This window comes from Binatus sp. (SeqCode), assembly GCF_049584895.1.
GTDB lineage: Bacteria > Desulfobacterota > Binatia > Binatales > Binataceae > Binatus.
The window spans coordinates 1-11,716 of record NZ_JBAUYR010000061.1 but is presented as its reverse complement, the minus strand read 5'-3'; the positions used below and the strand labels follow the sequence as shown (position 1 = coordinate 11,716).

Annotated in this window: 11 protein-coding genes; 4 read left to right on the top strand and 7 right to left on the bottom strand. The window is 61.4% G+C overall.

The window, feature by feature from the left end:
• Window positions 1-122 precede the first annotated feature (122 nt).
• Window positions 123-2,048 (bottom strand): alkaline phosphatase family protein, encoded by a 1,926-nt coding sequence (locus WB650_RS11575; RefSeq protein ID WP_422301072.1) that lies wholly within the window; start codon window positions 2,046-2,048, stop codon window positions 123-125.
• 146 nt (window positions 2,049-2,194) lie between these two features.
• On the opposite strand from WB650_RS11575, the gene WB650_RS11570 reads away from it, so the two are divergent.
• Window positions 2,195-2,569: a bactofilin family protein gene (locus tag WB650_RS11570; protein WP_423960549.1), complete on the top strand. Its 375-nt coding sequence runs from the start codon at window positions 2,195-2,197 to the stop codon at window positions 2,567-2,569.
• A gap of 264 nt (window positions 2,570-2,833) precedes the next feature.
• On the opposite strand, the gene WB650_RS11565 is transcribed toward WB650_RS11570, so the two are convergent.
• The gene (locus tag WB650_RS11565) at window positions 2,834-3,433 is read right to left on the bottom strand and encodes a hypothetical protein (protein WP_422301068.1); all 600 of its coding nucleotides are present in this window, start codon (window positions 3,431-3,433) and stop codon (window positions 2,834-2,836) included.
• 106 nt (window positions 3,434-3,539) lie between these two features.
• Between WB650_RS11565 and WB650_RS11560 the strand changes: the two genes are divergently transcribed.
• From WB650_RS11560 to WB650_RS11550, 3 genes are all read left to right on the top strand, one after another.
• On the top strand, window positions 3,540-5,000 hold the full coding sequence (locus WB650_RS11560; RefSeq protein WP_423960547.1) for an acetyl-CoA hydrolase/transferase family protein: 1,461 nt from the start codon (window positions 3,540-3,542) through the stop codon (window positions 4,998-5,000).
• A gap of 282 nt (window positions 5,001-5,282) precedes the next feature.
• Window positions 5,283-5,486 carry a helix-turn-helix domain-containing protein gene (locus WB650_RS11555; RefSeq protein ID WP_331585325.1) on the top strand — a complete coding sequence of 68 codons (204 nt, stop codon included), beginning with the start codon at window positions 5,283-5,285 and terminating at the stop codon, window positions 5,484-5,486.
• Between the two features lie 199 nt (window positions 5,487-5,685).
• Window positions 5,686-6,879 carry a pyridoxal phosphate-dependent aminotransferase gene (locus tag WB650_RS11550; protein WP_422300719.1) on the top strand — a complete coding sequence of 398 codons (1,194 nt, stop codon included), beginning with the start codon at window positions 5,686-5,688 and terminating at the stop codon, window positions 6,877-6,879.
• Between the two features lie 13 nt (window positions 6,880-6,892).
• Here the strand turns inward: WB650_RS11550 and WB650_RS11545 are convergent, their stop codons facing one another.
• From WB650_RS11545 to WB650_RS11525, 5 genes are all read right to left on the bottom strand, one after another.
• Window positions 6,893-7,297: a hypothetical protein gene (locus tag WB650_RS11545; protein WP_422300720.1), complete on the bottom strand. Its 405-nt coding sequence runs from the start codon at window positions 7,295-7,297 to the stop codon at window positions 6,893-6,895.
• Window positions 7,298-7,352: 55 nt separating this feature from the next.
• On the bottom strand, window positions 7,353-8,252 hold the full coding sequence (locus WB650_RS11540; RefSeq protein WP_423960545.1) for a hypothetical protein: 900 nt from the start codon (window positions 8,250-8,252) through the stop codon (window positions 7,353-7,355).
• An 85-nt stretch (window positions 8,253-8,337) separates the two neighbouring features.
• Complete coding sequence (locus WB650_RS11535) at window positions 8,338-8,895, bottom strand: pyridoxamine 5'-phosphate oxidase family protein (RefSeq protein WP_422300722.1); 558 nt, start codon at window positions 8,893-8,895, stop codon at window positions 8,338-8,340.
• 13 nt (window positions 8,896-8,908) lie between these two features.
• A complete protein-coding gene (locus tag WB650_RS11530; protein WP_423960543.1) occupies window positions 8,909-11,494 on the bottom strand; it encodes a VWA domain-containing protein in 2,586 nt (861 codons plus the stop codon).
• A partial coding sequence (locus tag WB650_RS11525; RefSeq protein WP_423960541.1) for a hypothetical protein occupies window positions 11,487-11,716 on the bottom strand: 230 nt, incomplete at its 5' end. The genes WB650_RS11530 and WB650_RS11525, both read right to left, overlap by 8 nt.

Here is an 11,716-nt window from a genome sequence, read left to right as displayed (position 1 = left end):
GAATCGCGCGCTAGGCGCGCGCTGAGTAAGGTCCCTCACCTTAAATCCTCTCCCGACGGGAGAGGGGAAGATCGATCGCGCAGCCTTCTGTGAATTACGAGTCGTAACTTTTGGCATCATCTTTATGAATTAAGATTTGCGTAGAGGATTTGGCGGAGGTTTTTGGCTAGTGAGGTGCCGTCGGCTCGCAGCTTGCGCGAGTTGAAGTTTTTCAACTCGATGCTCACTGTTAGTTCGGCATCGGAGGCGTCGGCTGGTGTTGCGAATGCGACGCGGCCGGTTTCCGGCGTCCGCGATTCCGCGAGTACTGCACCGCCGCGGCCATGCAAGGTGACGCGCGCGCCTGCGAGCGGCGGATGCTCGCCGTCGGGTAGGTGATCGTTGTCGAGCACAGTCACGCGGAGGCTGCGCAGGTCGCGCGCGCGCTCGAGCTCGACGCGCAGATCGCGCAGGTAGATCATCGGCTCGGCGAATACGCCTTGGATTCCCGCGCGCTCCGGCTCGCGCGCCGGATTTGCCTTGAGCTCGACCCGTTGCGCCGCCATCCCATGGTCGGAAGTGACGACGAACAGCGTCGAGTCGAGCAAGCCGCGCGCGCGGAAAATCTCGAGCACGGCGCCGATTTTCTGGTCGGTGCGATAGAGCGCCTCGCGCAGGCCCTCGTGATGCGGGCCGTAGTCGTGGCCGGCGCCGTCGGTCAGCACGAACTCGTGCGCGACGAACACCGGGGCCTCATCGCCGCAGTGGTCGAACAGGTTGATCACTTGCGCCATCCCGCGGATGTCCACGATCTCCTCACGCGTCATCGCAGGCATGTTGTCGGCGGCCCATCGCGGGCTCACGTCGGAGGCCATCTCTGCAGTCAGCGCTTTGAGGCGCGTCTTGTCGCCGACGATTCGCCGCTCGAACACCGCGTGATCGGCGCCGCGTCCCTGCGGTTCATGGATCGACGCAGTGATAGTGCCCTTGCCGCCCGCGCGCTTGAACGCCTCGTAGAGCGTCTCGACGTCGGGACTCAGATAGCGCTCGGTTTCGAAGATGTTGCCCTGGATTGGCACTGTCTCGCGATGCTCGCGCAGGTGGAACGTCGGATTCACGACGTCGTGATGCCCGCACCATGCGCCGGTGAGAATCGTCGAGTGGCTGGGCCACGTGATGCTCGGGAAGTTGACGATCGAGCCGTGCGAGAGCATCGCTCCGCGCTCGACCAGGCCCGCGAGATTCCGAATGCCGGCGCGGTTGTTGTCGAGTTGATGGCGCAGCTCGAAATGCGAGAGGCCGTCGAGCAAAAACATGTACACGCGCTTCGGGCGCTCGGCATTGTTGTCGATTATTTCGTCGAGCAGCTTGCCATCCTGTCGCTTCACATAAACTTCGGCGGGCGAGCCTGACGCGTCGAGGCCGGCGATCTTTGGAAGTCCCGCGACGCGCGCGATGGTCGGCGCTACGTCGACCTGGCGAGCATTCAGTTTGAAGAGTCCGCGGCGGACGCCGGGGCCGCTGAACACCAACGGCGCGCGGCATTGCACGACGTCCAGCGCACCGTGCTGGCCCGGCTGTATTCCATACGCGTAAGCCTTCGGGCTGACGATCAGGTCGGGGGCGCGCGGACTGTCGAACAGCTGCGCGATTCGCTCGTAGGCGTAAGGGTGGCTGATCACGCCCGGCTCGAAGTACGCCCGATTTGGATCGTCAGTAGGGTTGCCGCTGCGGGCGGCGGCGTCCAGCTCCTCGTCGATAGTCGAGATGATAAATGGATCCTGATTCGCGATTGGGTTTTCACCGACTTGCTCCACCACCTGAAAGGAGAGCGCGCCGCGGTCGTCGGCATACCGTTTGAATCGAATCATCCCGCGGCGCGCCCACACTTCGTACGCGTTTTCGTTGGCTCGCCAAGTGATCACGAGATCGACAAAGTCGGCGGCGGGAGTCTCGGCGAGCAGCGCGAGGATGGTCGCGTCGCCGGAATCGGACTGATGCGGATCGAGTCCCTGTCCGCCGCGGCGTTCAGGGCCATGCTCGCGGCGTTGATTGGATTCACGATTCATCTTTTTTTCGGGCCTCTCTTGTCAAAAAAATCCTTGCTCCACGCGACACGACGAGTGCAAACCAGTTACGGCACACTACTTAATGTTTTGTTCACATACGCGATCCATCACGCGAGCATTGCGCGTGCGCGCGCATTCCCGCAATAGTGAAACCCCAAATCGGGAAAGGCAATCAGCATATGGCGGCTCACGAAGAATTCGAATCACGAATCGGAAAAGGCACCAAGGCTTCGGGCAAGCTCAACTTTCGCGGCCCGGTGAAAATCGAAGGCGAAGCGGAAGGCGAGATCACCGGCGAGGATGTCGTCATCGCGACCGGCGCCGTGGTGAGCGCGCGAATTTCCGCGACCAAGGTGACGATCGCCGGTTCATTCAGCGGCGAAGTGACTGCGCGTGAGCGCGTCGAGCTGATGGCGACGGCGCGAGTGCAATGCACGATCAACACGCCCAGCTTCGTCCTCAACGAGGGCGCGCAATTCGACGGCGACTGCAAGATGCCGTCGAAGAAGCTGGCGGCGTAGGTAGATACACATCCACTTCACCTGATGTGAAACCCGCGGTGGGTTTCACGCTTCCTTCGGCAGGGGTGACCTCCTTCGGCTTCGCTCAGGACAGGCTCTGCACCCAGTGATAGGAAATCGCGAAATGTCGAGGACGACCTTTCGCTCTCCCAATAATATGGTTCCCCTTCCCGCTCTTACCTCGCCCGTTCCTTTACGGGAGAGGCGGCCTGCCGCAACGCGGCAGGTAGGTGAGGGTTCTGGATCGCACCACAAACGCCCAGGCTACTCACTGACTGGCTCTTTTGACACCAGCACCGTTTCCACGCCGCGTGAGTCGCGGCGGCGCAGTATCAATCCTGAATCGTCGATCTCGATTTCTTCTGAATCGCCCATCCGCGGCTCGTAAATCCACAGATGCGGGTCGTTGCCGCGCTGGCGGCATGACTGCTTGCTGGTGACTGCGACAAGAGTGTTGGGATCGATAGCAGCGATGCGGCCGGTCCATCGCGTCTGCCCGCGTTCGCGTATGTGCGAGATGGTCAGCGCGCGGAAGATGACGAGGTCGGCGTCCACTTCGCCGTAGCGGCCGAGCTTGGTGGTGAGATCGTTGCGGCTACCGCCCGCGCTGATGTAGCCGCGCAGAAAACTGTCGACCGATTCGTAGGCGGCGTTGCGAGTGAAGGGTCCGCGGTTGTAGCTGACGGCGACCCGGCGGACGAGGCCGGCGTCGTCGAGGTCGGCTTCGACTTCGTACAAATTCGAGCCGCTCGCGGGACGCCGCATGCCGCGAATCAATCCCCACGCCAGCGATTCGGTTTCGACGGCTATCAATTCGCCGGCGCGGCGAATCTCGTAGCGGAAATCACCGTCGACGATCACCATGCTCGAAAGCTAACCGCTCGGATGTGAGCGGACAAGTTTGCCAGCGTTATCGAGTTTGGGCCATTGTGGCTGCTCGACGACTCTGATCGCCAAGAAGGAACGCTCAATGAACTGGCAGGAGTACTACCGATCGCGCACGATTTCGCCCGATGAAGCGGCGGCGATGGTGAAGCCGGGGATGCGGGTGGATTTTCCGCTCGCGGCGGGAACCGTGATGCAGCGGGCGCTGGCGGCGCGCGGCAAGCAGATCGGCGGCGTGGTCGATCTCAGGATGTCGTCGCCGCTTACCGACCCGGGATGGATGGGTGGAGACGTCGCGCGGCATTTCAAGATCGAGTTCGAGCTGTTCATCGGCAACCTGGGACGCGCCGCGCACGACCGGCAACAGGCGACGTACTTACCCAATTTATTTTCGACCGCATTCAAGCCCCACGACGAGCGGCCGGCGGAAGACAAGCCGATCGATTTCGCTTTCGTCAACGTCACCACGCCCAACGCGAAGGGTTTCGTCAGCTTTGGGCCGCATCAGTGGAACAAGCGGATGTACGCGCGGCGCGCACGTCATGCGATTGCCGAGGTCGACGCGAACCTGACGCGCACTTACGGCGACGTGTACATGCATGTTTCGGAGTTCGAGTATTTCGTGGAGGGGACTCCGCCGCCGCCGGATCAGGCGGTGATCGAAAGTGCATTGGCGGCGATGGACGCTGAAAAACGCGAGGGCATCCGCGCGATCATCGCAGAGGTGGGAGTCGAGCGCATCTGGCCGCTGGTTCAGTATCTGCAGCGCACGCCGCTTTCGGATTTGCGCGTCTTGCTCGGCCTCACGCCGCCGCCCGCGGAGTTCAAGGCGGTTGCGGGATACCTCAGCGAACTTATCGAAGACGGCGTGACGATTCAGATTGGGGTCGGAGATCCCAGCTCGCAGATGCCGCGGCTGGGCGCATTCGATCGCAAGCACGACCTGGGGCTGCATACCGAAATGGTGGCGCCGGGAATCGCGCGGCTGGTCGATGCCGGGATAATCAACGGGCGGCGCAAGACGATCCATCGCGGCAAGGCAGTCGCGGTCGCGTGGTCGGGATCGGACCCGGACGATTTGCGGATAGTCGACGACAACCCGGCGTTTGAGCTTTACGATCCGGAGTACGTGCTCAAGCTCGCGACGGTGTCCGCGAACTACCGGCAGACGTCGATCAACAACGCGCTCGCGATCGATCTGACGGGGCAGATCAATTCGGAGAGCGTGCTCGGCGCGCGGATGATGAACGGGACCGGCGGGCAGCCGGAGACTCATATCGGCGCGTTCCTGTGTCCGGGAGGTCGGGCGATTACTCTGCTGCAATCGACTGCGGTCGGCGGCGCGATTTCGCGGATCGTTCCGCAACTCGAAGCGGGCGCGCTGGTGACGGTGCCGCGCTACTTCGCCGACACCATTGTGACGGAATACGGAATCGCGCGGTTGCTGGGAAAGAACCATCGCGAGCGCGCCGCCGAATTGATCGCGATTGCTCACCCCGACCATCGCGCCGAGTTGAGGAAAGCCGCTATCCGCCTCTTCGGGTAAATTTTGCCGATTTTGCTCCAGTCCGATCTTTGTAACCGAGCCACATGACGCGCGGCTAAAGCAAAGGAAAGCGGTCAATCGGCCGCTTGACTGCGCTTGTTCCATACGTACAAATTAACCCGATTGAGTGCCGAATAGCACAATGACGCGCTGTATACCCTCGTAAAGCTTGACGTTGGGCCTGATTTGTACAATAAGAGGGTCTATAGCATAGTACAGGTTTTATGATAGCCTGTTTGCCATCCTAAGAATGGGTAGGCACACTAAAGAGGAAGTGAACGAATGCCATCGTCGACGAAAGTCCTGACTGTAAATGAGCTAGCCGAGTATCTTCGAGTCCATCGCTCGACCATCTATCGGCTGCTCAAGAAGGGGCAGTTGCCCGGCTTCAAGATTGGGAGCGATTGGCGCTTCAACGTCGAAGTAATCGACGAGTGGCGACTGCGCCAGGGCCCCGGCGTGCTGGAAGAAGAGGTGGTGGAGTAGCGGACCACTTTGAAGCGCGACGTGCTTTTTTGTCCGTCGAATTTCAAAACTGCCCGTTCCTGCGCTGACCTCTACCTTCCTCCGAAGCCGTTCCTCTGAAATTTTTTCACTTTCGATTTCAGATGGGCACTCAATCGAGCGAGTTGTCGTGCGCGCCCGTCCGCGGCTAGACTGCGACTTCGCGAGTAATCGCAGAGCTATGCCGACTGATATTTCCGCCAGGACACGTCTGTTCACTGAATCCGTTATCCGCGAGATGACGCGGCGGGCGCTTAAGTGCGGCGCGGTGAACCTGGCGCAGGGATTTCCCGACTTCGCGGCGCCGGCCGAAATCAAGGAAGCGGCGAAACGCGCGATCGACGAGGAATACAACCAGTACGCAATCACGCACGGCTCGCCGAATTTCCGTCGCGCAATCGCAGACAAGGTGCGCAGTTACAACGGCATCGTGTGCGACCCCGACCGTAACATCACGGTAACATGCGGCGCGACCGAGGCGATGATCGCGACGATGCTGGCGGTGATCAATCCGGGCGACGAGGTGATCATCTTCGAGCCCTTTTACGAGAACTACGGACCTGACGTGATACTGGCCGGCGCGACGCCGCGCTACGTGGCGCTGCGCGATCCGGATTTTTCGATCGATCGCGCCGAGCTCGAGGCAGCATTCGGGCCGCGCACCAAGGCAATCGTGATCAACACTCCGCACAATCCGAGCGGCAAGGTATTCACGCGCGCCGAACTCGAAATGATCGCCGCGCTATGCGAGCGGTACGACACGTTGGCTATCACAGACGAGATCTACGAGCACATCATTTACGGCGGCGCGCGGCATATCTCGATCGCGAGCCTGCCCGGGATGGCCGATCGTACGGTCACGATCAGTGGACTGTCGAAGACCTACTCGATCACCGGATGGCGGCTGGCGTATGCGATCGCGAGCGAGAGAATCACAGCGCCGATTCGCAAGGTGCATGATTTTCTGACGGTCGGCGCGCCGCATCCGCTGCAGGAAGCCGGGGCCGTGGCGCTGCGGCTGCCAGAGTCGTTTTATGCCAACCTGACTGCGATGTACGAGCGCAAGCGCGGCAGGTTGTACGCGGCGCTCACGCGGGCGGGGCTTGAATGCACAAAGCCGGACGGTGCGTATTACATCGTGGCGGAAATCGGCGAGCTTGGATTTAAGGACGACTTCGCGGCGGCGGATTTCCTACTCGACGAGGTCGGAGTCGCTGCGGTGCCCGGTTCGAGTTTTTATCATCGCGCGGAATTGGGACATCGGAAGATTCGATTCACGTTTTCGAAAAGCGACGAGACGATCGCTGCGGCAGCAGATCGTCTGGCGCATCTGCAGGAAAAGCTGGCGGGGCGTTCGAGAGTCGAGCGCGCGTAGAGGGGAAATCGATTCAGGCGGATTTTTTGCCGCCCTGGATTGTGCGCAGGCGGGGGCGCTGGCGCTCTATTCCGCCTGAGAGGTAGACCAGCACCGTCCAGGCGCTGCGGGTGAGCGGGTAGCAGAGCAAAACGCTGCCGCATGCGACCGCGCACAGGATAAAAATTTCGACGGCGTCAGACAGATGCGTGGTGATGGCAAGGATCGCCCAGCATACCAGGAACGATCCGGCGGCTACCGCGAAATCGAGATACATCGCGCCCAGAGTCTCGCCGGGATCCTTCCAGAAGATGACGTGGCATCGCGGGCACTCGCGATTCATCTTGAAGTGCGAGCGGAAGATCACGCCGTCGCGACACACCGGGCATCGGCAGTTCAGCGCGCACTTGATCAGCGCAGATGCGGAGTCATTAGCCACAATTTTGATTTTACTCCGCGGCACACTTGAGGCTAGCGACTTTGTTGCGCGACGATCAGATACTCCAGTTGAAGCCGACCTCGGGACCGTACAACTGCACGCGCAACAAGTTCCCGACTCCCGACGAAGTCTGCGTGTACTTCGTATAGTTGTAGTTGAATCCGGCGAACGGCGAGAAGCCGCGCCACTCGGGACTAGCGTAAATCACGCGCCAGTGAGTCTCGAAGCCAGATTGCGAGTCGTAAACCTCGCCACCCTCGCTGCGCCCCGACGGCCATTTGTTGATCCAGTAACCCTGCGCCGTCGCTTCGAACGCGAAATGGTACCCGAGCCAATGACGCTCCTCGAGGCCGATCGCAGGTATCGGCAATCCCTTCTCGTGGAAACGGATTCGCGCTTCGTAGGGCGAGCGCTGGCTGAACAGAGGAGTACCGTCGTTGATTCGGAAGTCGTTGTAGGTGAACTCGACTCCGACCTTTGCGCGCGAGTCCCATCCCTGCAGAAACTGCGGCAGTCCTGATTCGTAGTCCTGGTAAATCGGCGTCAGGCGGCGCTCGTAATATCCGCCGAACGTGTACCATCGCGTGCCGCCGGGATTCAGCTTTTGATCCGGCGAAATTATCGTCCCGCCAAATGCCAACGGCTGCGTTTCGTATTTGCTGCCGTAGATTCCGTAGTACCGGAACTGGAACTGCACCGCGTTGACGTCGTCGAACCAGAGCGAGAGCAGCACCTCGGGCAACTGCAGCTGCGAGACGCCGAGGTCGTGCTGCAGGCTAATCGCGCTATCGGGAAACGAGTTGATGCGGCGCCGCAGCGTGCTCGGGCCGACCAGGAACATGTAGGCGTCGTCGGCTTCGATGTCGAATTGATGCCGCGCGGGGGTGAGCAAATCAGCACTCGCGTCGCGTAACGAGAAGAAGTCGTCCGCGAAGCAGTTGGCGCTTGTTAGCAACGCAATGATGACTAAAGCTACTGCCAGTTTGACTAAACGCATGGGCAGGCATGCTGTCCTACTAGCGATGCGATTTCAAGATGTTCTAGTGAGCGCTGGTGGGCTTTGTCTTCTCGTCGAGCGACGGTGCGGGAGTTCCGGGCGAGGATTGAAATCCGTCGGGCAAATCGCGCGTCGGCGAAATACGAATGACGACGATTTGGCCTGAGTCCAGCTTGGCGCGCGACGGACGCGCAAACCCGATCCGGGCGAGCAGATATTTCTTGGGATATTCGGCGATCACCTGGTCCTGCAGCTTCGTATCGGTGACGATCTCGGCCTTGCCGATAAACGCAGGACCGGTGCGCTCGCCGATCCAAATCATCGCCGGGCTGCCGCGCTTGATTCGCTTGGCCTTCCAGCTGGTCGGCGACGTTTCGATAAGCACCTGCTGGCCGGCGGTGGTGATGAACCAGACCGGCGCGGCTTTGCTCTGATTGCCGTCTTTGCGAACCGTCGCAACATAGATGTAGGTGGCCTTCGCGAGCGCGTCGGCGTCGCGCGGCGAAGTTGCGGCATTCGCAATAGCGGCAGGCGCGGCGATGGCGACCAGGACTGCAACTGCGGCGATAAGATGAGGAAGATTGGCAGCCGAAATTTTCATGAACTGCTCCATGCTAGTCGCCGAGATAACGGCGTCGCACGAAAACTTCTCCCAGGAACAGCATGATTACAAGTGGAATCATCCACGGGTCGGCGCTGCGGCGATATGCGACGGTCTGTCCGGTGTGGCGGACGATGGTCGCGGGGGTCGCGTCGAAGGCGCCATGGGTCGCGGTCGCCAGGCGCCGTAACAGTTCGAGATTGGGCGGCCTGATGCGCAATTCGGCGCTGTCGGCCGGAATCGATCCGGCGGTGGCGAATTCGCGCTGCTCGAGGATTTTTTCGGAATCGCCCGCTTTGAACATCAGTGTCGCCGCGTACTTGCCGCGCGGCAGCGGCCCGACCTCGCCGCGGTAGATCGAGGCGCCCGCCTCGGTCATCGGAACGTCGATGGCGCGCTCGGGCCCGGTGATCCGGCAGACCAGGTTGCTGACGGGATCGGGATCGGCCTTTTCCGCCTCGACCGTGACTGCCCCGTCAGGCGCATTGTACACGCGCATCGTGAACATCCCGGAGTCGCCCTGACGCATCGTCCAGTTCGCCAGCTGCGACCAGAATTCGACATAACGGTTCCATCGAATCCAGCTCAGCGTCGCCAGTGAATCGGGATCGCCCGCGAAAATCGCAGTGCGGCCGAGTCCGTATTGCCACGACGCCAGCAGCGGCGCGGTCTTGTCGGCGCGCGCGACCTTGAGTGTGACTTGCGCACCGTCCTTGGGCTCGGTCGCGGCGAAAAAATCGATCGGCGGAATGTCCTTGATGCCGATGCCGGAGAGCATCGCGGTCGCGTCTCCCGCTTCGACGGTGGTGCGATCCTGCTTGCGCCGGTTCATCGCCTCGCGGGTCAATCCGACCAGCAGCAGCGGCAGCTTCTCGATATCCTGCACGCGATAGAAAATACCGCCGGTCGCCTGCGCGAAGTCCTGGAGCAATTCGAGATTCGCAAGGTCGGGTCCGATGCGGATGGTCGAAACGGGGATGTGCTGGCGCGCGAATTCGGCGATGAGATCGTCGTGGTCGTGATACTGGCGGTTGGTGTCGCCATCGGTCAGCAGAATCACCTGGCGCACCGGGATGCCGCTCTGCAGAATCTCGCGCTCCGCGATTTCGAGTGCGTCCTTAAAGTCAGTGCCGCCGCCAGGTTGCAGACGGTCGATGCGATTTTCGAGCTCGCCGCGATCCTCACCGAGCGGCTGCAGATGCGCGAGCACGTACGGCTGCGAATCGAACGCAATCACGCCGGCGAAGTCAGTGTCGTCGAGTTGGCGCAGCAGCGCGATCGCGGCTTCTTTGGCGTAGCGAATGCGCTCGCCGTCGCGCACCGCGGGATAGCGCGAGTCGTAACTCATCGAGTTCGATCGATCGATGCAGAGATAGACCGCAATCGGCTCGCGCGACGGCGGCGGCGGCTGCGGCACGAACTTCACCGGCAGCGCCTTTTCCAAATCGCCGCCGGCCAGAGTTTCTTCGCGCAGCGTATCGCCCGTCGCGACCAATCCACCGCCGTAGTCCGCGACGTAGCGATTGAGCGCGTGCTGCCCAGCCGGCGTCAACGATCCCGCGGGCACGTCGTCGAGGATCACGAGCTGGTACGGCAGGTAATCCGCCGGATTCTTGCTCAAGCTGCGCGGCGAAACGAAATCAATTTTGTAGTTGCGCATCTTGAGCGCGGTCACGAGGCTTTCCGGCAGAGAATTAGAAACGATCAGAATCCGCGGCGCGCCGGTCACCGAAATCGACGCCTCGACCCGCGTATTCAGCGCGACTCGCGGCGGCGCAATCGAAACTTCCGCACTCATCAGATATGCGCCCTGCTGCTCGAGCCGATACGGCAGCTCGAACTCGTTCAGCCCCGGCTTGAGCGTAATCGATTCGCCGCCAATGGCGGTATCGTCGCGGTAGAGCTTCAGCATCGCGGCGACAGGAGTCTGCGATTCACTTTCGACGCCGATCCTGAATGCAAACCGCTGATCGGCGCGGACCGTGTCGGGAGAATAGAAATTGGTGACCGCGATTCTCTCGGTGGCCGACGGCGGCGGCGCGCCGGCGAAGATTCGCACGCCGTCCTCGAGCATCGCAGGAACTTCCGACATCGCGGAGTCCTCGGTTTCATTGCCGTCGCTCAGCAGCACGATTCGCTTGTCGGCTTCGGGCGCAAACAAACTCTCGGCCGCAGTCAGCGCGCTGGCGATGTTGGTGGCCCCTCCATCGACACCGTCGCCGAAGTGGCCCAGCATTCGCGGATCGGTCAAAGGCGCAAGCAGCCGCGCGTCGCGGCCAAAACCGACAATCCCAAGCTGGTCGCTCGGCGCCATCGCGGACTTCAACTGTTCGATCTGGCTACGCATCCAATCCTGTTGATCGGGCGACACCGAGCGCGACTCATCCATCACCGCGACCACCGCAACGCTTTGCGCTGCGATACGTCCGGGAATGCGCAGGCCCGCGAGCATCGCGACCAGACCGACGACGCAGAGCGCGCGCAGCGTCGCAGACGCAGCACCCGCCCAGCGGGGTCCACTGCGCATCGCGAGAATTCCCGGCGTCGCCGCGATCGGCACGAGCACGAGCAGCCAGAGCAGGAGCGGCCGATCAAACATGGCGCATTCTCCAACGGCCGGCGTGGTTGATCAGCATCGCGGATTCAACCATCAGAGCGATCAACGCCAGCGCAATCAAAATAAAAACGAGCGGCTGCACTTGCCTGGCAGTTTGCGCGTTTGCCAAAGCCGCGGCTTTTCCAACCGGCGCGCTAACTTTGGCCTGCGGTTTCGCGGCAATATCCGACTCGGCCGCGTCGTAATAATTGGCGAGCACCTGCG

Coding starts and splice junctions, on each gene's coding strand:
- WB650_RS11575 (WP_422301072.1), bottom strand. CDS start 2,048: ATGAATCGTGAATCCAATCAACGCCGCGAGCATGGCCCTGAACGCCGC.
- WB650_RS11530 (WP_423960543.1), bottom strand. CDS start 11,494: ATGTTTGATCGGCCGCTCCTGCTCTGGCTGCTCGTGCTCGTGCCGATC.
- WB650_RS11565 (WP_422301068.1), bottom strand. CDS start 3,433: ATGGTGATCGTCGACGGTGATTTCCGCTACGAGATTCGCCGCGCCGGC.
- WB650_RS11555 (WP_331585325.1), top strand. CDS start 5,283: ATGCCATCGTCGACGAAAGTCCTGACTGTAAATGAGCTAGCCGAGTAT.
- WB650_RS11535 (WP_422300722.1), bottom strand. CDS start 8,895: ATGAAAATTTCGGCTGCCAATCTTCCTCATCTTATCGCCGCAGTTGCA.
- WB650_RS11550 (WP_422300719.1), top strand. CDS start 5,686: ATGCCGACTGATATTTCCGCCAGGACACGTCTGTTCACTGAATCCGTT.
- WB650_RS11560 (WP_423960547.1), top strand. CDS start 3,540: ATGAACTGGCAGGAGTACTACCGATCGCGCACGATTTCGCCCGATGAA.